The sequence below is a fragment of the Actinoplanes hulinensis genome, assembly GCF_019429605.1.
Lineage (GTDB): Bacteria > Actinomycetota > Actinomycetes > Mycobacteriales > Micromonosporaceae > Actinoplanes > Actinoplanes campanulatus.
The window spans coordinates 39,300-59,332 of record NZ_JAHXZI010000022.1; the positions used below are offsets into that span (position 1 = coordinate 39,300).

12 protein-coding genes are annotated in these 20,033 nt (G+C 71.1%); 7 read left to right on the forward strand and 5 right to left on the reverse strand.

The window, feature by feature from the left end; translation table 11 throughout:
* Nucleotides 1-55: 55 nt before the first annotated feature.
* Entirely contained in the window at nucleotides 56-5,479 is a 5,424-nt protein-coding gene (locus tag KZ829_RS34135) for an ATP-binding protein (protein WP_220147971.1), read from the reverse strand.
* A gap of 1,135 nt (nucleotides 5,480-6,614) precedes the next feature.
* On the opposite strand from KZ829_RS34135, the gene KZ829_RS34140 reads away from it, so the two are divergent.
* The 4 genes from KZ829_RS34140 to KZ829_RS34155 all read left to right on the forward strand — a co-directional run bounded on the left by KZ829_RS34140 (nucleotide 6,615) and on the right by KZ829_RS34155 (nucleotide 12,251).
* Nucleotides 6,615-6,848, forward strand: a complete 234-nt coding sequence (locus KZ829_RS34140) for an alpha/beta fold hydrolase (RefSeq protein WP_220147972.1) — start codon at nucleotides 6,615-6,617, stop codon at nucleotides 6,846-6,848.
* A gap of 82 nt (nucleotides 6,849-6,930) precedes the next feature.
* Nucleotides 6,931-10,563 (forward strand): S8 family peptidase, encoded by a 3,633-nt coding sequence (locus KZ829_RS34145; protein WP_220147973.1) that lies wholly within the window; start codon nucleotides 6,931-6,933, stop codon nucleotides 10,561-10,563.
* A gap of 86 nt (nucleotides 10,564-10,649) precedes the next feature.
* Complete coding sequence (locus tag KZ829_RS34150; RefSeq protein ID WP_220147974.1) at nucleotides 10,650-11,612, forward strand: helix-turn-helix domain-containing protein; 963 nt, start codon at nucleotides 10,650-10,652, stop codon at nucleotides 11,610-11,612.
* 93 nt (nucleotides 11,613-11,705) lie between these two features.
* Nucleotides 11,706-12,251, forward strand: a complete 546-nt coding sequence (locus tag KZ829_RS34155; protein WP_220147975.1) for a chorismate mutase — start codon at nucleotides 11,706-11,708, stop codon at nucleotides 12,249-12,251.
* Nucleotides 12,252-12,302: 51 nt separating this feature from the next.
* Here the strand turns inward: KZ829_RS34155 and KZ829_RS34160 are convergent, their stop codons facing one another.
* Both KZ829_RS34160 and KZ829_RS34165 read right to left on the reverse strand, forming a co-directional pair.
* Nucleotides 12,303-12,590, reverse strand: coding sequence for a hypothetical protein (locus tag KZ829_RS34160; RefSeq protein WP_220147976.1), 288 nt, complete (start codon nucleotides 12,588-12,590; stop codon nucleotides 12,303-12,305).
* Nucleotides 12,591-12,673: 83 nt separating this feature from the next.
* The gene (locus tag KZ829_RS34165; protein ID WP_308285776.1) at nucleotides 12,674-14,452 is read right to left on the reverse strand and encodes an ATP-binding protein; all 1,779 of its coding nucleotides are present in this window, start codon (nucleotides 14,450-14,452) and stop codon (nucleotides 12,674-12,676) included.
* 316 nt (nucleotides 14,453-14,768) lie between these two features.
* Here KZ829_RS34165 and KZ829_RS34170 point away from each other — a divergent pair, with 316 nt between their 5' ends.
* Nucleotides 14,769-15,848 carry a peptidoglycan-binding domain-containing protein gene (locus KZ829_RS34170; RefSeq protein ID WP_220147978.1) on the forward strand — a complete coding sequence of 360 codons (1,080 nt, stop codon included), beginning with the start codon at nucleotides 14,769-14,771 and terminating at the stop codon, nucleotides 15,846-15,848.
* 11 nt (nucleotides 15,849-15,859) lie between these two features.
* Here the strand turns inward: KZ829_RS34170 and KZ829_RS34175 are convergent, their stop codons facing one another.
* Entirely contained in the window at nucleotides 15,860-17,293 is a 1,434-nt protein-coding gene (locus KZ829_RS34175; protein ID WP_220147979.1) for a DUF7125 family protein, read from the reverse strand.
* Nucleotides 17,290-17,649 (reverse strand): response regulator, encoded by a 360-nt coding sequence (locus KZ829_RS34180; protein ID WP_220147980.1) that lies wholly within the window; start codon nucleotides 17,647-17,649, stop codon nucleotides 17,290-17,292. Before KZ829_RS34180 ends, KZ829_RS34175 begins: the two co-directional genes overlap by 4 nt.
* A 195-nt stretch (nucleotides 17,650-17,844) precedes the next feature.
* Here KZ829_RS34180 and KZ829_RS34185 point away from each other — a divergent pair, with 195 nt between their 5' ends.
* The gene (locus KZ829_RS34185; RefSeq protein ID WP_220147981.1) at nucleotides 17,845-18,678 is read left to right on the forward strand and encodes a hypothetical protein; all 834 of its coding nucleotides are present in this window, start codon (nucleotides 17,845-17,847) and stop codon (nucleotides 18,676-18,678) included.
* A 173-nt stretch (nucleotides 18,679-18,851) separates the two neighbouring features.
* Nucleotides 18,852-20,030, forward strand: a complete 1,179-nt coding sequence (locus tag KZ829_RS34190; RefSeq protein ID WP_220147982.1) for an ROK family protein — start codon at nucleotides 18,852-18,854, stop codon at nucleotides 20,028-20,030.
* The last annotated feature ends 3 nt before the right edge of the window (nucleotides 20,031-20,033 follow it).

Genomic DNA, 20,033 nt, shown 5'->3' on the forward strand with positions numbered 1-20,033 from the left:
CGTGGGGGGGGGGGGGGGGGGCCCGCCCCCCCCCCCCACGCCGGAGTCACGGAGATCAGCCCTTGAGGCCGTGTTCGATGGCCTCGATGATGCGCGGGCGCAGCTCGGCGGTGCTCACGATGGCGTCGACCGAACCGACCTCGACCGCCCGCTGGATGCTGTGGACACGGTCGAACTCGGCGGCCACCTCACCCAGCTTCTCGGCCCGCACCGACTGCTGGACCTCGGCCAGGCGGGCGTTGAGCGCGGAACGCTCGGCGCCGCCCGCCACCGCGACCTGGGCCTGCAGGGAGCTGACCCGCGGGTCGTTGGCGGTGCGGTTGTTGACCTCGCCGGAGAAGACCACCGCCGCGGCCGGGGCGCCACCCAGCACCGAGGCGAACGAGCCCTCCAGGGCGAGCACCGTCATGTTCGGGTTCAGGGCCTTCGAGAAGACCACGAAAGCGCCGCCGTGGTAGCGGGAGATGACCGTGAAGACGATCGGGCCCTCGAAGTTGACGATGGCCCGGCCGATCTCGGCGCCGTACTCCAGCTGAAGGTTGCGCATCGACTCGGGGGAGCCGTCGAAACCGGACAGGTTCGCGAGGACGACCAGGGGGCGGTTGCCGGAGGCGGCGTTGATCGCCCGGGCGGTCTTCTTCGACGAACGCGGGAACAGGGTGCCCGCGGTGTACGTGTCCGGGCCGTCGGTGGGCGGGAACCCACGCCGGGCCACCGACTTCGACTCGATGCCGATCAGGCAGACCGGGCGGCCGCCGATGTGCGCGTCCTGCACCACCGACGTGTCCGCGTCGGCCATGCCCGCCCACCGCTCCAGCACCGGGTGATCCTGGTCGGACACGGCGCGCATGACCGTACGGATGTCGAAGGCCTTCTTGCGGTCCGGGTTGTGGGCCGCCGAGAAGATCTGCCCGACCGTCGCGAAGTCGCTGCCGGCGACCGTGTGCGGGAAGCCGGAGACGTCCCGGGTGATCGGGTCGGACGTGGTCGCCGGCCGCGGACCGGCCTCGCCGGGCGCGACGTACGTGTGGTCGTAGTGGGCCATCAGCACGTCACGGGCGGCCGGCAGGCTGGGCGCCCAGTACTGCGCCTGCCCGTTGGGGCCCATCACCCGGTCGTAGCCGCCGATGCCGAAGTTGTCCTCGGCCGACACGCCGCCGGAGAAGTCCAGCGACTGCTTACCGGTGAGCACCATGGCCGAGTCCGGCGTCATCACCAGGATGCCCTTGGTGTGCATGAGCATCGTGGCCTCGGCGTTCCAGTACGGCTGGGCGCCCACGTTGATGCCCGCCACCACGATGTTGATCTCGCCACCGGCCTGGGTGAACGTGACGATCCGCTTGAGCGCGGCCGCCACCCAGTCCATGTTCTCGGTGCCGGAGGTCATCGAGATCCGGGCGCCGGCGGACAGGGCGAACCACTCCAGCGGCACCCGCATCGTCTCGGCGAGGTCGAGTGCGGCGATGACCCGGGCACACTCCGGCTCGGACAGCGCGCCGAGCGACTTGGTCGGGTCGCCGAGCAGCACCACACGGGTGACGCCCTCGGGGTAGCGCTCGGTCGGCGTGGTCACCACACCGGCGACGATCGCGGCCGAGTTCCTCCCCTTCGGCCGGTCGACCGGCTCCAGCACGCCGGACGAGGAGAGGTCGTACTCGGTGAAGCTGCCCAGCAGACCGGTCAGCTCGTACGGGTACACCGCCCCGCGCCGCGCCGCCCGCAGCACCTTCTGCCGGTAGTCGTCGAGCGGCTGCACCGGCTCGGTCGACGGCTCGCCCACGTGCAGCTGCGCCCCGTTGCCCGGTTCCAGGGTGATCCGCACCGACACCTCGGTGAGCTCCCCGCTGGAGCGCCGCTGCCGGGCGATGAACTGCACCTCCTCCAGGCCCGCGCCGCTGGCGGTCGGCAGGATCCGCTGGACCAGCGCGTTCAGTTCGTCGAGCGAGAGTTCGGTGACCGGCCAGACGTACATCATGATCCGGTTGGTGTCGAACCGCTTGTTCTGCGGACGCTGCGCCTGGATGTTGCGGATCGCGTCCAGGGTGAGCGTGACGCCCTGCTCCAGTGCGGGCAGTGCGACCAGGCGGCCGTCGGTCTCGCGCAGCGCGGTGAGGTCGCGCACCTGGTACATGGCGATCAGGCGCTCGTCGGCCGGGTTGCTCTTGGCGACCGCCTTGAACAGGTACATCTCCTCGTCGGTGGAGGGCAGCCTGGTCAGGTCGAACTCGCGGAGCCGTTCCAGTTGGAGGCGCAGCGCGATCTGCGGGTGCAAGCCCCGGATGAGCCGATCCTCCACGAAATTGCCCGAATTATCGCGACGGAAGGTGAAATGGTGGTGCATGACCGCACCGCTGGTGCCCGCCACAGTGGTGGTGACCCGCCGCACCCCGGCGACCGGGAGTGAAGCGAACAGCGAACCGAGGTGATGCGCCATCTCCTCGGCGGAAGGTTGCGAGTCCCAGGACACATAGATGTCGGCCACGTCGGCGTCGAGAGGCCCGAGCGCCGCGAGCGAATCCGACAAGTCGGAGATGTCGACGGCGGTGGCGGCCACCCGGGTAACCCGGTCAGCCGTGTGAGACGTCGTCACGAAACGCAGCGAGCCCACCGAACGGGTCTCGAACGGCGACAGCCCACGGTTGTCGTAGTACCGGCGCGTCAACACCTCGAGCAGCGGAACATGATCCCGCCCGGGCCGCCCGATCCGCTGCCCCAGCAACCGGACCAGCGGCTCCGAACAGGCCACCATGCTCTGGATCCGGGCCGCCCGGTCCGGGGCGTCCGGGTGGTGGTCCAGGTGCCGCAGGTCGGCGCGGACCGAGGCGTAGACCTCGGCCCGGGTACGCCGGAGCAGCGGCTGCGCGTACCACCGGAACACGATGCCCCGGGCCAGGTCGGACACCGACGGGAACCGCACCTGCGTAGCCTCGATCAAGTGCTCCAGCGCGATGCCGGACCGCTCGAACAGCGGCTCCTGCGGCGGGTTCCCGGCGATCCACTGGCGCAGGATCTGCGTCACGATCCCGACGCTCGCCGCCGACCGCTGGAGGGCCAGGAAGATCCGGAAGACCGCGTCCTCCAGAGCCGGCGTACGCTCCAGCCCGTCCACCCCGTAGTGGGCCAGCACCCGGGTGAGCCGGTCCTGGAAGCCCTGTGTGACCCCGGCCCGCTCGGCGTCCAGACTCTGCAGGTACGTGTGGAAGAACTCCCGGGGGCTGTGCACCGCGTCGCCCGGCTCGGGGTTCCAGTCCTCGCCCGGCTTGTTGCGGCTGAGCTCCAGCAGATCCGCGGCGATGGTGAGCAGCTCGATCTCCCCGTCGAGCGGCCGGTGGCCGAGTTCGGCACGCGCCACGAGGTATTCCTTGACCGCGGCCGTGTCGACGTCGTAGCCGAGCAGCAGCGCCTGCAGATCCTCCAGCCCGCGGTCCGCCGAGTAGCCGGACGCGGCGGGCAGTTCGATCTCGACGGCGGCGCCCGCGTCGGCGGCCTCCTCGGCGGCGGAGTCGTCCAGCGGCTCCAGGCGCATCAGCGGCGCGCCGGTCTCCACCTGGCTGCCCACGGCCACCGGGCACTCGCGTACCCGGGCCTTGAACGGAGCCCGCAGCACGTTCTCCATCTTCATACTCTCCAGCACGAGGATCGGCGCTCCCGCCTCCACCTCGTCACCGACCGCCAGCGGCGTGGCCACCACCAGGGCGGGGGCGGGGGAGCGGACCACGCCACCCTCGTCCCGGCTGACCCGGTGCGTGACGCCGTCCACCTCGATCGTGTGGATCGGGCCGTGCGTGGCCGTGACCAGCCGGAACCGGTGACCGTTGACCAGCATCTGGCCACTGTGCTGGTCGAAGCGGTCGCTGACCACGTCGGCGTACGCGAAATCGCCGCCCGCCGAGATGCCCACCCGGAACCGCTTGGCGCCCAGCCGGGACACCTGCACCCGGTAGCCGACACCGCGCAACTTCAGGTCGAGCGGACGGCCGCTGTCGTGCTGCACCTGCGGACGGCCACCGTGGGCGGTGGTGAGCAGCCGCCGCCGGGAGACGTCCTCCTCGTCCTGGTACGCCTCGATGCCGGCGGCGGCCAGCGCGATCGCCGAGTGCCGGTGGCTGACCAGCCGGCCCTGCGCGCGGACCCGGTCGATCCAGCCGGTGTCGGCGGAGCCGTCGATCACCTCGGGCTGGTCCAGCAGGTCCAGCACGAAGCTCTTGTTGGTGGAGCCGCCCTCGATGATGACCGTGGTCTCGGCCATCGCCCGGCGCAGGCGGCCGAGCGCCTCGTCACGGTTCCGCCCGTACGCAATGATCTTGGCGATCATCGAGTCGAACGCCGCCGGAATGGTGTCGCCCTCGCTGACCCCGGTGTCCACCCGGATGCCCGGGCCGGCCGGCAGTTCGAGGCGGGCGATGCGGCCCGGCGACGGCGCGAAGTCCCGGTCCGGGTCCTCGGCGTTGAGCCGTGCCTCGACGGCGTGCCCCTGCTCGGGCGGCTGCGTGCCGGTCAGCTTGCCGCCGGACGCCACGTGCAGCTGGAGTTTCACCAGGTCGGTGCCGGTGGTGATCTCGGTGATCGGGTGCTCGACCTGGAGACGGGTGTTCACCTCGAGGAAGGCGAACAGCTTCTCGCCCGGGTGGAACAGGAACTCGACCGTGCCCGCGCCCTTGTAGCCGACGGCCAGCGCCAGCCGGACCGCGGACGCCTTCAGCTCGGCGGCCTGCTCCGGCGCCATCACGACCGAGGACGACTCCTCGATGATCTTCTGGTTGCGCCGCTGCACCGAGCAGTCGCGCACGCCCAGCGCCCACGCGGTGCCCTGCCCGTCCGCGATGACCTGCACCTCGACGTGCCGGGCGCCGGTCACGAGGCGCTCCAGGAAGACGACGCCCGAGCCGAACGCCCGCAGCGCCTCCTGACTGGTCCGCTCGTAGGCGTCGGTCAGATCCGCGCCCGAGTCGACCCGGCGGATGCCGCGGCCGCCGCCGCCGGCGGTCGCCTTCAGCATGAGCGGGTAGCCGATCTCGTCACCGGCGCGGAGCGCGTTCTCCAGGGTCGCGACCTCGCCGCGGCTCCACGGAGCGACCGGAACGCCGACCTCCTCGGCGATCAGCTTCGAGCCGATCTTGTCACCGAGCTTGCGCATCGCCTCCGCGCTCGGCCCGACGAACGTCACCCCGATCCGGTCGCACAACTCCGCGAACACCGGATCCTCCGCGACGAAACCCCAGCCCACCCAGGCCGCGTCCGCGCCGGTCGCCCTCAGCGCCTCCTCGAGGAGGCCATGATTGAGGTACGGGCGGGCAGCCGCCGGACCGAGCGAGTAGGTGACGTCGGCCGCTCGCACGAACGTCGCGGTGCGGTCCTCATCGGTGTAGAGGGCGACCGTCTCGATCCGGGTCCCGGTCTCCGCGGACAGATCCCGTACGGCGTGGATGAGGCGCATCGCGCTCTCTCCACGGTTGATGATCGCGACACGCCTGAACACTTGCCGAGCCTCCCTGCAGCCCCGTCAGATTCCTTCGCCTCAACCCTCTCGGCTACCGTCCGTTCGAGCCATACGCCGGATCATGCATGTCGGGCACCGTAGTTTGTAGGAATCCCACAAACAGCGTTGTGCCTGATGGCCAGACCGGGGTGCAATCGTTCGATCGTCCAGACCCGGATCCGATGCACGGCCCATACCGAGAGCAGCGGAAACACTATCCCGCACGGTCGGGTGTCCTCGGCCCCTGTCGATACCCCTCAACCGGCGGGCCACTCACCCTGGGTGCCGTCACCGAAAAGGCCAAAACTCTCTTTTCGTACGCTCCGCGCACCCCGCAACCGCACGTTCCCCGCCCCGTGACCCGCCACGCGACCCCGCGGCGGCTCCAGGCCCCCAGCGCGCCCGCCGACTGAATCGCCGCGCGAGCTATTCCGCATGAAGCGGTGGACGCCTCCCGGCGCGGGGCGCTGTCACTCGAGCCCGGCGCGGGGTCCGCCCGCTTCCGGCCGTGACGCCTGTCACCCGGGCCGGGTGATCGCGCTTACACCAGGGGTGGGCGCACACGGCGGCAGTGTCGTGGTCGCCTACGTGGCATATGGACGCGACGGCCGCCCACGTGGCGGCTTCTGTGTGCGCTCACTGCCGAAGGCTCGCCCTGGCCGGAACACCGCGTGAGCGAGGGCCCCCGTTCACCGGCGCGTGCGAAAGATCGAGGTGGCCGGAGAGTCTCTCCATCGATCGCCTGGCGTGGATGTCAAGTCGCCAGTTCGCGTGTTGGATGCCAACGTTATGCGATCTTGAACGATTGGCCACCCACAGCGGTGGTAAATCGTTCAAGAACGCTCCGGGTGACGCGTCCTGCCGGCGATGATCAATGATCCGGTCCTGGCGCGGAAATCGGCGGCGGACGATCGGCTGATCGCCTACCGTCGCCGGCTATGACCGAGACGATGGTGACCGCCGGACCGCTGCGACTGTGGACCGAGCGGACCGGGGATCCCGGCCGGCCCGCCGTCCTGCTGGTCATGGGATCGTCGGCGCAGGGTTTTCACCTGCCCGGACGCGCTGGTCGACCGGCTCGTCGAGCGTGGTGCGCAGGTGATCCGGTACGACCATCGCGACACCGGGCTCTCCAGTGTCGTCGACTTCGACCGGCATCCGTACGGGCTGTCCGACCTGGCGGGCGACGCGCTGGCGATCCTGGACGACGATCGTGCACGGCGACCAGGATCCGGTCCTCACGCTCGCCCACGGTGCGGCGCTGGCGGCCGCCATCCCGCACGCCGAGCTGCGCCTCGTGCCGGGCATGGGGCACGTCTACTGCTCTCCGGGGCTTCCGGAACTGCTCGCCGACCTGGTTCGGCTCTGAGCGGTGGCGGAGTCGTGTCTTGGCGTGACTCCGCCACCGTCAGGTATTCACCGGCGTCGACCGTACCGATAGAACTCCTTGCATGTCTTCCCCCTTGATGCGGCGCCGGCTGCTGGCCGTCGTCGCCGCGGCCGGTCTGCTCAGCGGCGCAGCCGTCGCGGTGCAGGCCCCCGCCACCGCGGCCGCCCCCGGAACACCCACGAAGACCGTCACCACCGACACCCACACGATCACCCTGATCACCGGTGACGTGGTCACCGTACGAGGCTCCGACGGCGGCGCCGAGACCGTCGACGTCGAGCGGCCCGACGGCGCCCCCGGCGGCGTCCGGCTCCAGCGCAGCGGCGACGACCTGTTCGTCCTGCCCGACGAGGTGCTGCCGCTGCTCAGCGCCGACCGGCTGGACCGCCGCCTGTTCAACGTCACCGACCTGCTCGAGATGGGGTACGACGACGCGAGGACCGGCGTCGTGCCGGTGATCAGCACCGCGCCCGCGGGTGCCGCCCGCACCGTCGCACCGGCCGTCCCGCGCGGCGCGAAACTGGTCCGCGACCTGCGGACGGTGGGCGCCGCCGCGCTCACCGTGGACAAGAGCCAGACCCGCCCGTTCTGGACCGCCCTGGGCGAGAAGCCGGGCAAGCTCTGGCTGGACGGGAAGGTCACCGCCACCCTCAAGGACAGCGTCCCGCAGATCGGCGCGCCCGAGGCGTGGGCGGCCGGCTACGACGGCTCCGGCGTGACGGTGGCGGTCCTCGACACCGGCATCGACGCCACCCACCCCGACCTCGTCGGCCAGATCGACGACAAGGTCAGCTTCGTGCCCGACCAGGACACCTCCGACGTCAACGGCCACGGCACCCACGTCGCCTCGACGATCGTCGGCACCGGCGCCGCCTCCAGCGGACTCGACAAGGGCGTCGCGCCCGGCGCGGACCTGATCGTCGGCAAGGTGCTCGACAACAGCGGCTCCGGGCTCGACTCCTGGGTGCTCGCCGGCATGCAGTGGGCCGCCGAGTCCGGCGCCGACATCGTCAGCATGAGCCTCAGCGACCCGACGCTGTCGGACGGCACCGACCCGATGGCGGTCGCGGTCGACACCCTGTCCGCCAGGTACGGCACCCTGTTCGTGATCGCCTCCGGCAACAGCGGGCCGGAGAGCATCGGCACCCCGAGTTCGGCGGCCGGCGCGCTCACCGTCGGCGCCGTCGACAAGCAGGACCGGCTCGCGTACTTCTCCAGCACCGGCCCGCTGATCCGCAGCGGCGCCCTCAAGCCGGACATCACCGCGCCCGGCGTCGACATCAACGCCGCCCGGTCGCAGCAGATGACCAGTGGCAGCGGCCTGTACCGCAGCATCAGCGGCACCTCGATGGCCACCCCGCACGTCTCCGGCGCGGCCGCGATCCTCGCCCAGCGGCACCCCGGCTGGACCGGCCCGCAGCTCAAGGAGGCGCTGATGAGCAGCGCCAAGGCGCTGCCCGACTACACGCCGTACGAGGTCGGCACCGGCCGGGTCGACGTGGCCGCCGCCGTCAACGGGCAGGTCCGCGCGACCGGCTCGGTGTTCTTCGGCAACTTCGACTGGCCGCACGAGCCCACCGACGAGCCGGTCACCAAGCAGGTCACCTTCACCAACACGGGTACCGGCGACGTCACTCTGAACCTGGCCGCCACCGGCCCGTTCGAACTCGGCGGCACCTCCGTGACGGTGCCCGCGGGCGGCACCGCCACGGTCGGAGTCAGCGGTGACCCGACCAAGCCGGGCGTCGGACGCTACACCGGCTACCTGGTCGGCACCGACGCCGCGACCGGTGCGGCCGTCACGCGGACGTCGCTGGGTCTGATCAAAGAGGACGAGCGCTACGACCTGACCGTCAAGCTGGTCGGCCGGGACGGCAAGCCCGCCACCTCGAACGTCGTGATCAAGCAGGCGGGGGAGTACTACCCGTACATCTACACCATCACCGGTGAGCAGACGCTGCGGATGCCGCCCGGCACCTACACGGTCGAGTCCTTCCTCGAGGTGAAGGGTGAGCGGGCCGACTCCCTCGGCTACGCGATCCTGGTCGACCCGGAGACCGTGCTCGACGGCAAGGCCGCCACCGTGGCCCTGGACGCGAGCAAGGCCCGCCTGCTGGAGACCACGACGCCGCAGCGCACCGAGGACCGGCAGCGCCGGGTCGACTACACGGTCACCTACCCCGGCGGTGACAGCTTCCGGGACGCGTACCTGATTCCGGTCCGGTACGACGACGTCTACGTCTCGCCGACCGAACAGGTCGAGGACGTGCAGTTCACGATGGTCAACCGGTGGCGCAAGGGCGAGCCGATGCTGAGCCTGGGCGCGCTCGGCCTGCCGCCGCTGGACACGACCGTGCAGCCGGGCAGCACCCTCGCCGCCGGCCGGGACGTCCTGCCGCTGGTCCACGCGGGCACCGGCACTCCCGGCGAATACCCGGACGCCGAGGGCAAAGCGGTCGTGGTGACCCGCAGCGACGCGATCAGCGCCGTCGACCGGACCGCCGCCGCGGTCGCCGCCGGAGCGAAGCTGCTCCTGGTGGTCAACGACGGCGCCGGCATCCTCAACGAGGTGGTGGGGAGCTCGCCGATCCCGGTCGCCACTGTGCACCGCGACGCCGGGGCACGCCTCATCGAGCTGGCGAGGTCCGGCCGGCGGCACATCGCCACCAACCAGGTCCCGTACGCCACCTACCTCTACGACCTGACCCGCACCTACACCGGAAAGGTGCCGAACAGGCCGCTCGCCTACCACCCGCGCGCCACCGACCTGACCCGGATCGACGCGCACTACTACAACCCGACCGAGCCGGTGGAGGGCAGCGGCGGCCGGTACGACGTGACGTTCCTGCCGGGGCTCGGCTTCCCGGAGCGGGAGTGGCATCCGTCCACCCGTACCGAATGGGTCACCCCCGGGCAGGTCTGGTCCGAGGCGCACGCGCAGGGCACCTGGACCGTCTCGACCAACCGCAACACGTACGCCAAGGGCGCCACCCGCCTGGACTGGTTCGCCCCGGCGATCCGGCCCGCGTTCAGCCGCACGTTCGCCGTGCAGAACAGCCGCTACCAGGACTACATGACGATCAACGTGCAGGCCTGGACGCCGTCCGGGGACACCCTCGAATACGGCGGCAACCTGGAGTGGGGTTCGGTGCCCACCAACCTCAAGCTCTACCAGGGCGGCACACTGCTGCACGAGAACAAGCTGTCGTCGTCACTCCAGTGGAAGGAGGTGCCGTCCGGGACACTGCCGTACCACCTGGTCCTGGACGCCTCCCGGCCGGCCGAACAGTGGCGGCTGTCCACCCGTACCCACACCGAATGGGACTTCGTCTCCAGCTCCAACGACTCCGACCGCTTCGAGCCGATGGCGCTGCTCCAGATGGAGTACCGCCTCGGCACCGACACACACGGTGACATCCCGGCCGGCAGCACCCAGAAGATCCGGGTGAAGCCGATCCAGCAGGCGGGCGGCGGCCCGGACACCGGCACCGTCACCTCGGTGAGCCTGGACGTGTCCTACGACGACGGCGCCACCTGGCAGAAGGCGGCGCTGCGCAAGGACGGCGGCTGGTGGACCAGCACGCTGAGACTGCCGAGGCAGCCCGGCGGCTTCCTCTCGGTGCGCGCCTCCGGGGCCACCGACGCCGGGTTCAGCATCAACCAGGAGATCATTCGGGCGTACGGCCTCCGATGATCCCACTCGCGGGGCCCTGGGACGGCGACGTCCCGGGGCCCGGCATATCCTCTCCGCACCCCCGGGTGGAGAGGAGACGGCCACCGATGCTCGCCGCTCTGGGCCTGAGCCCCGACCACGAGTCGGTCTACAGTGTCCTCGCCGGTCGCGCCCAGGCCGACCTGGCCGAACTCACCGTCGCACTGCAATTCCCGGTCGCCGTGATCGAGGACGCGCTGTGCCGGCTGACGGCGTGCGGGCTGGTCAAGTCCACACCCGACGGCGTCTTCGCGGCGGCGCCCCCGGCGGTCGCGCTGGGCGCCATGATCAGCGAACGGCGGGCCGAGCTGCGCAACGCCGAACTGGCCCTGGTCAACCTCGCCGAGGAACACCGCAAGGCGATGGCCGGCCGCACCATCAGCGAGCTGATCGAGGTGGTCACCGGGGTCGAGGCGATCCGGCACCGGTTCGCGCAGGTGCAGCACGCCGCCCGGCGGCAGGTCCGGACCTTCGTCACCACCCCGTTCGTGGCCGTGCCGCCCGGCGCCAACCCGGTCGAGTCGCAGATGGTGGCCCAGGGGGTGCGCTACCGGGTCGTCATCGACCAGCCGGCGCTGTCGTCCCCCGGCATGGTCGCCGAGACGATGGAGTCGCTGCGCCAGGGCGTCGAGATCCGGGTGACCGAGTCCCTGCCGATCAAACTGATGCTCGCCGACGACGAGCTGGCCCTGGTGCCGCTGACGGTCGCCGCCGGTGAGGAGCCGGGCGCGGTCCTGCTGCACCGGTCCGGGCTGCTCACCGCCATGGACGCGCTCTTCGAGACGGTGTGGGGCCACGCCCACCCGCTGGACCTGGCGGGCCTCGGCGAGCCGGCCGCGGACGTGCTCACCGCGCTGGACCGCAACATCCTGGCCCTGCTGCTCGCCGGGCTCACCGATCAGGCCGTAGCCACCCAGCTCGACCTCTCGCTGCGCACCCTGCAACGGCGCCTGCGGCACCTGATGGACCTGGCCGGCGTCCAGACCCGCATGCAACTCGGGTGGCACGCGGCCCGCCACGACTGGACCTGACGGCGGCGCTCACCCGGCCTGCGGCGCCAGGCCCTGTCACGGCGACGTCGTCGTGGCCGGCGGTCTATGAAATTGTGACGATAAGGTATGAAGGTGATATACCTGTTTGTCGTCGGTCTGACCGCGGCGGTGACGACCGCGTTGCCGCCGTCGAGAGATCTGAACGCGCTGGTCAACCTCTCGGCCGAGCGTCTGCTGCTGGCCGACCGGGTCGCCGCCGCCAAGTTCGGCACGGACCAGCCGATCGAGGATCCGGTCCGCGAACGGCAGGTCCTCGACCGGGCCGCCGCGATGGCAGCCGAGGCCGGGCTGGACGCGACCGGGACGGTCGCCTTCTTCCGGGCGCAGATCGAGGCGGGCAAAGCGGTGCAGCGCGGCCTGTTCGACCGGTGGGCCCGGCACCCGGAGCGGGCCCCGGAGCATCGACCCGACCTGGCCACCGAGGTGCGCCCGCACCTGGACCGGATCACCGCCGCCTTCATCAGCCGGCTCGCCGCCACCGAGGATCTGCGCGCCGCCACCCGGCAATGCGGTGAACTGCTGGTCAGCGCGAAACGTGCGGCCGACCGCCGGCACCGGCTCGACCCACTGCACGAGCGGGCCCTGAACGGCGCGATCGCCCCGGTCTGCACCGGCTGATCCCGTTGGCCCACGCGTGCAGGCCGCGCCGCCGCCGATGAACTGGTGGCATCAACCGATGACGGTGACGGCGAACGACGGCGCCTCGGCCGCGACGTCGGCGCGCACCCTGATCACGATGTCGCCGCCGAGCATCGTCACGTGCCCGGTGACCTGAGCGCCCGCCGTCTCGTTCCAGACGGCGACGACGGGACGCCCGCCGAGGGTCGTCGGATTCTTGAAGCGGAACTCCATGAACTGCTCGCCGCCGTCGGTCACCCGATCCCCGTCAGCGGTGTTGATCAGTACCGAGAACCGCAGTACCGGCGCCGGTCCGGTGACCTCGAACCCTTTCGTCATCCCCCGAGTGTGCCGGTTGCCGTCGCCCCACGAAAGCGGAACCGTTCGGGATGCCGGACCGCGCCCTCACCGTCCTCGCCCTGTCATCCGCGGCGGCCGGCGGTGGACGCCAGGGTGTCGCCGACCGCGGCGAGCAGTTCGACGGCGGTGAACGGTTTCGGCATGATCCGTGCCGAGCCGTCGAGCTGGTAGCGGTCGCGCAGGTCCCGTTCGCTGTAGCCGGACATGAACAGCACCCGCAGGCCGGGGTGGTGGCGGCGCAGGCGGGCGGCGACCTCCGGTCCGGAGCTGTGGCGCAGCTCGATGTCGGCGATGAGCAGGGCGGCGTCGTCCAGGACGGCGGCGGCCGGATCCTGTTCGTGCAGGACGGTGGTTCGGAAACCGTTCTCCCGCAGTATCCGGATCACCGCGTCGCGTACGAAATCCTCGTCCTCGAGAACGACCACGTGCTCACCGCGACCCGGCGACGGACCCGTCACCGACGTCCCGGCCGCTTCGGGCGCCGGGCCGTCGGCCCGCGGCAGCTCGATGGTGAAGGTGGTGCCCGCCCCCGGCGACGATTCGACGCCGATGTGGCCGCCGGCGTCCTCGACGATGCCGTAGACGGTGGCCAGGCCGAGCCCGGTGCCCTGGTCGGCGGGTTTGGTGGTGAAGAACGGTTCGAAGAGCCGGTCGCGGACCTCGGCGGTCATCCCGCAGCCGGTGTCGGTGACCGACAGCCGGGCGCCGCCGTCGGCCGTCCGGTCGGTCCCGACGACGACCAGGCCGCCGTCGGGCATCGCGTCGCGGGCGTTGATGACCAGATTGAGCAGGATCTGGTCGAGGCGGCCGCGGTTCGCGCGTACCGGGAGGGGCTGGCCGTGGGTGCGGCAGACGAGCCGGATGTTCGTGCCGATACTGCGGCTGAGCAGTTCGCTGGAGCTGCTGACGACCTCGTTGAGGTCGACGTTCTCGACCTGGGTCGGCTCCTGCCTGGCGAACAGCAGAAGCTGGCTGGTCAGGGAACGGGCCCGGCCGGCGGCGTCGCGGATGCGGTCGAGATCCCGGCGGCCGTCGGCGGTGACCTCCTCGGTGAGGAAGTCGGCGTAGTTGAGGATGATGGCGAGCAGGTTGTTGAAGTCGTGCGCCACCCCGCCGGCCAGCTGTCCCAGGCTCTCCATCCGGACCGCCTGGGCGGTCCGTTCCAGGGCCTGCCGTTCCTCGGTCTCGCGCCGTTTCGTGGCGGTGATGTCGCGTTCGGTGGCCGCCACAGCGATCACCTCACCGGATTCGTCGCGGATCGGCGCCGACGCGATCGACACCAGGAACGTCGTGCCATCGCTGCGTATCCGCGGCGCCTCGTCGACGATCGTGTTCTCCCCGCCGGTCACCTCGGCCAGCGATCGCTCGTAGTAGGGCAGCCGCTCCGGGGGCAGCACGCGGCTGAACTTCTCACCGACCATCTCGGCGGCCCGGTAGCCGTAGAGATTCTCCGCGCCGGCGTTCCACTTCAGCACCGTGCCGTCGAGGTGCAGCACGATGATCGCGTCGGTGGCCTGCTCCACGATCGCGGCCAGCATGCCCCGTTCGCCGGCCGCCTCCGCGGTCTCCCGCAGCAGCAGCCGCAGGTGGGCGGCGATCACCCAGCTGATCGGGATGATCGCGGCGACCAGCAGCAGCCGCAGGATCTGATCGGTGGTGCCGAGCATCCCCTGCCAGGTCGAGACGGCGAAGGCCGCGGCGAACGCGTAACAGCCGACGGCCAGCACCCCGCGCGGGCTCGCCGAGGCGGCGGCGAAGGCGGTCCCGATGGCCACCATGCCGAAGAGGAGCATGTGCGGCGGGGACAGCGCGGAGACGACGGCGAGCACGGTGACCGTCACGAAGGCCACCATGAGGTGCGGCGAACGCGGCCCGGCCGATGCCTCGGACGCCGGTCTCAGAGGCCTCATGTCGGCAGCCCTCCGCCCCCAGTCTCGCCGGATACCGGAAGACTATTCCCGCCTCATCGCACCCGCCGGGAAACGGCCGATCGTGTCATTGCGCCTCCTCATCCCGCCGGGATGATCCGGGAACGGTCGGCGGACTGCGACGATCGGCGCATGAACGGAATGCTGATGTGGGGACTGGTCCTACCCCTTTTGCTGGTCGTCGCGGGCGTCGTGGTCATCATCCGCAAGCGCAACGACCGCCGCTGACATGCGGGCCCGCGTACCGATCCTGCTCCTCGCCGGGATTCTCGCGGTACCCGGATGCGGCAGCGGCGACGGCGACGCCCGGGTGACGATCGCCGAACGGCAGCTCGCCGACGCGCAGGAGGCCCTCGCCGGGGCGCAGGCCGAACTGGCCGGCCAGAGCGAGGCCTTCTGCCGGACCACCTCCTCCTACGTGACCGCCCTGGACCGGTACGGCGACCTGATCACCGGCACCGCACCGACCGTCGGCGACGTGAAGGAGGCCGGCGCGGACCTGGCCGAACCCCGGTCGCAGGTGGTCACCTCGGCCGAGAAGCTGGCCGAGGCCCGCCAGGCGGTCGCGGACGCCGAGAAGGAGCTGGCCGAGGCGGCCGCGGCTCTGGCGTCCGCCCGCGCCGGCGCGTCGCTGCCGCCCGCCCCGTCGCCGTCGAAGACGCCCGAGCCGCGGGCGTCCGTCGCCGACGCCACGGCCGGCCGGGTGAAGCAGGCCGACGCCGACTTCACCGCTGCGCAGGAGGGCATCGCCGACCAGACACCGCTGCGGCAGGCGTCGGAGCGGTTCAACTCGGCGGCCGTCGCGCTGGAGATGTCCTGGCTGGACCTGCTGGGCGAGGCCGGCTGCGCCACCGGGGAGCAGCGAGGCCGGGCCCGCGACTACACCCTGGCCGTGCAGAAGGCGCTGTCCACGGCCGGCTACTACAGGGCCGAGGTGGACGGCGTCTACGGTCCGACCACGGTCGACGCGGTGCGGGCCCTCCAGAGAACGCACGGCCTGACCGAGACCGGCACCGTCGACAAGGCCACCGACGCGGCGTTGCAGAGCGATCTGCGGGCCAAGGGCGGTGCGGCCGCCGACGAGGCGATCGCGTCCACCGCGGCCGTGCAGCAGACCTTGAAGCTGGCCGGGTTCTGGACCGGGCCGGTCGACGGCACCTGGACCGACGAGCTGACGGAGGCGCTCAAGGCGTTCCAGAAGGACCTGGGGGTCGAGCCCACCGGAACCGTGGACGCGGCCACCATCGCGGCCGTCGAGCACGCCCTCGCGACGAAACCCTCCCCGGCTCCGTCGGTGTCGCCGCCCTGACCGGTCGTCGCCTAACGGCAGTCGTTCAGGGCGCTCCAGCCGAGCATGCCGGTCACCCGCTCGAGCCGGTCGCCGACCGCGACACCGGCGCCGGTGACCCGGTACGCGTGGATGGCGTGCTCGTGGTCGCTGTTGTGCATCTTGAGGATGTTGATGGCGCGGCCGATCTCGGAGCAGTGCTCGATGTAGCGGATCTGGATCACGTTGTGGAACAGGAACATGAGCCCGGCCAGGGGTTCCTCGATCGGCCCGATGCTGCGGGTCTCGCTGGTGACCCACAGCGACGCGCCGGCCGTCCGGATGATGCCGAGCAGGCTGCGCAGGTAGGCGGGGAACCGTTCGACCTCGCGGGCGGTGTTCGCCATCTCGGCCAGGCTGTCGATCACGATCCGGGTGGTGGGTCCCTCGGCCAGGTTGCGGCGGGCCACCGCGGCGAGCCCGTCCAGATCGAGATTCCCCACCGGTACGTGTGAGATCTCCAGCCGCCCGTCCTGCCGGGCCGAGCCGAAGTCCCAGCCGAGCCGGGCGGTCATGCCGATCAGTTCCTCGGCGGTGTCCTGGAAGCTGATGTAGAGGCAGCGCTCTCCGTGGGCGAGACCTTCGGCGACGAACTGCAGGCAGCCGATGGTCTTGCCGACACCGGACGGCCCGAGCACGAGGGTGGCGTCGCTTCGGGGCACCCCGCCGCCCATCAGTTCGTCGAGCCCGGTGATCCCGGTGCGGATCCGCTCATCGGCCGGCGTGAACTCGTCAGGCAGCAGCGACTCGATCCGCGGGTACACCTGCACGCCGTCGTGGGTGATGTGGACGGTGTGCCGGCCCTGCAGTTGCGGGGCGCCGCGCATCTTGACCACCCGCAGCCCACGCCGGTCGATCGGCTCCCGGGAGACGTAGGACAGCTCCAGGATCCCGTCGGCCATGGCGAACTCGGCGCACGTCTGCGCCTCCTCGGGGGTGTACTCGCCCAGCAGCAGCAGCACCGCCCCGCTGTGCGCGACCCGGCTGGTCAGGTCGTAGAGGGCCCGGCGCAGGTCCTGGCCGCTGACGAAGTCGCGCAGCACCCTCACGCTGTCGAGGACGACCACGGCCGGATGGTCGTCGAAGGCCTTGCGGACCACCTCGTCGATCATCGGCGCGAGGGCGTTGGCGGCACAGTCACGCAGCATGTCGCCCAGGTGCACGTACTCGACCTGCGGGCCGAGCCGGTCGAGATCGAAGAACGTGAAGTCCCGCAGGTGCTCGATCATCTTGGAGTGCGGTTCGGACAGGGTCGTGTAGTAGACGGCCCGGTGTTCGGCGGTGGCGGCGGCGAAGCAGATCTGCTGCGCCAGGATGGTCTTGCCGGATCCGGGCGGCCCGGAGACGACCACCATCGATCCCGGTTCGAAGCCGCCGCCGCCCAGCACCAGGTCCAGGTCGTTCTGCCCGGTCGACAGTCGGGTCACCGCCTCTCACGCCCCTTCTGCAGCAGTTCGTCGGCCGCGGCGAGCAGGTCGCGGCCGAGGCACGGTTTGGCCAGCGCGATGTCGGCCTCGGTGACCAGGTGCCAGTCGCCGCTGATCGCCAGGATGGGGATGGACGCGGTCGCCGGGTCGGTTCGCAGCCGGTGGATCAGCTCGATCCCGTCCATGATCGGCATCATCACGTCGGTGACCACCAGGTCCGGGGGTGTGGCGTGCACGGAGTCCAGCGCGGCCGAGCCGTCACTCGCCTCCGTCACCTCGTGACCGGCGCGGCCCAGGATGCGGCGATGGAGGAACCGCAGATCCGGCTCGTCGTCGACGACGAGGACATTGGCCATCGCACACCCGTTCTCAAAGGCGTTTCGCCTGATGAAACCTATCCTTTTGTACGCGTGGAGCAGGGCCGATCGAGCACGGGCGTCACGGCCGGGCCACCCACATGGAGTGCACTTACGCGAGTAATGACCGTTTTGTCGGATATTAGGGCTTAGCCTCGGGTGGTTGCGTCCCACCAGCCCGAGGAGGTCACCCGGATGCGCAGGATCGTCACCTTCGCCGGGGTCGCCGTCATCACGACGCTGCTACCGCCGCCCATCGCCCGCAGTGGCGGTCCCTTCCCCGTCCCGACCCCGTCACCCGACGCCGACGCGTTCGTGTTGCGCATCCTCGATGCGCGGGGCAACCCGGTCAGGCCCGCGCCGACCGTCACCCAGGCGGCGCCGCCCGCGACCTCTCCCGCGCCCACCGTCACTCAACCGTCGCCGGTCGCGAGTTCCCCCGCGCCCGCCGTCACCCAGCCGCCGGTCCCGAGTTTCTCCACCCCGGCCGTCACTCAGCCGTTGCCGGTCACGAGTTCCCCCGCGCCCACCGTCACCCGCCCGGCCATCGCCGACCTGAGCCCGGTGCGCCCGATTGCTGTCGCCACGCCGAGCCGTTCGGTGATCGTCATCAAACCCGGCCCGGGTGCTCCGAAGCCGCACAGGCCCGGCACGAGTCAGCCGGTGGTCGTCATCAAGCCGACCCCGGGCCGTCCGGCGCCCGCCGTCGCTGAGCCGGTCCGTCCCCGGCCGGCCGCGAAGCCCGCGGCCGAGCCCGCTGCCGGGAAGCCGAACCGGCAGCGCCCGAAGCCGCACCGGCAGCGCCCGAAGCCGCACCGCGATCACCGTGACCGGCCGCTGAGCGTCGACGGCCCGGACGGCCCGGGGATCCACTACCACGGCCACGGCCTGGACCTGGACATCCGCGACCTGCTGCCGGACTTCTGCCACGGGTCGCTGGACTGCCCGATCTCGCCCGCGCAATGGCCGGGGCTGCCGCCGACCGTACTCCTGGACGGTTGGGGTTTCGGTCTGAAGGATCTTGCTTGAGAGGTGACCCGCCCCAGCTTTTGCAGGATCTGTCGAAAGTTTGAGATGGATCAGCCGGAAGCTATGGACAGCCGGAACAATCACTTCTACTGTGGCGCATGTAACACATCGACGTGACATCGATGTGAAATCGGCGAGCGCGGCACGCTGTGGCGTGCGGATGTGGAGCCAACGTGCGTGTGACGATCGATCCTCCCTACCTGCGGCTGCTGCGGCTGCTGCGGAACGAGGGCGCCATCTCGCGAGCCGAGCTGGCCGATCGCCTGCAACTGCCCCGCCCGCGGCTGCTGGCCGAAGTGGAACGTCTGGTCGCCGCGGGCTACCTCGTCGAAGCCGGGATGGCCGCCTCCCGGGGCGGTCGCCGCTCGACGCTCGTCGAGCTGCATCCCAGGCTGCGGTTCGCCGCGGTCGACCTGGGCGCCAGCTCGATCGACGTCGAGGTGACCAACGGCCGCCTGGAACCGGTGGCCAACTACACCGAAGAGGCCGACATCCGCTCCGGCCCCAAGGTGATCCTGCACCGCGTCAACGAACTGCTGGCCAAGGCCCGGGTGGAGGGCGCCTTCGACCGGCTCGACGCGATCGGGATCGGGGTGCCGGGGCCGGTCAGCTTCCGCGACGGGGTGCCGGTGTCGCCGCCGATCATGCCGGGCTGGGACCGGTTCGGCGTCCGGGAGCTGCTCACCCGCGAGCACGGCTGCCCCGCGGTGGTCGACAACGACGTGAACATCATGGCCGTCGGCGAGCAGCACGGCGGTGTCGCGCACAGCGTGCAGGACTTCCTGTTCGTGAAGATCGGCACCGGCATCGGCTGCGGCATCTACCTCAACGACGGCGTCTACCGCGGCACCGACGGCTGCGCCGGCGACATCGGCCACATCCAGGTCGACCCGCACGGCCCGATGTGCTCCTGCGGCAACGTCGGCTGCCTCGAAGCCCTGTTCAGCGGCACGGCGCTGGCCCGCGACGCGATCGTCGCGGCCCGCGCCGGGTCGCCCGCGCTCGCCGACCGGCTGGCCGCCCGCGGCGTGCTCACGGCCCGCGACGTGGCCGAGGGCGCCACCGAGGGGGACGTCGCCTGCATCAAGCTGATCCGCGAGGGCGGCCACCGGCTCGGCTCGGTGCTCGCCTCCCTGGTCAGTTTCGCCAACCCCTCCATGATCGTCATCGGGGGAGGGCTCGCCCAGCTGGGTCACATCCTGCTCGCGGAGATCCGCAGTGCCGTCTACCGCCGGTCACTGCCCCTGGCCACCGGCAACCTCCCGATCGTGCTCTCCGAACTCGGCTCCCGCGCCGGGGTCACCGGAGCGGCCGTCCTGGCCAGCGACGTCGCCTTCGAGCAGGCGTCTTAACGA

Bases quoted from the DNA above. Each gene is read 5' to 3' on its own strand.
- KZ829_RS34170 (WP_220147978.1), top strand. From the start codon at position 14,769: ATGCGGGCCCGCGTACCGATCCTGCTCCTCGCCGGGATTCTCGCGGTA.
- KZ829_RS34185 (WP_220147981.1), top strand. From the start codon at position 17,845: ATGCGCAGGATCGTCACCTTCGCCGGGGTCGCCGTCATCACGACGCTG.
- KZ829_RS34145 (WP_220147973.1), top strand. From the start codon at position 6,931: ATGTCTTCCCCCTTGATGCGGCGCCGGCTGCTGGCCGTCGTCGCCGCG.
- KZ829_RS34180 (WP_220147980.1), bottom strand. From the start codon at position 17,649: ATGGCCAATGTCCTCGTCGTCGACGACGAGCCGGATCTGCGGTTCCTC.
- KZ829_RS34160 (WP_220147976.1), bottom strand. From the start codon at position 12,590: ATGACGAAAGGGTTCGAGGTCACCGGACCGGCGCCGGTACTGCGGTTC.
- KZ829_RS34150 (WP_220147974.1), top strand. From the start codon at position 10,650: ATGCTCGCCGCTCTGGGCCTGAGCCCCGACCACGAGTCGGTCTACAGT.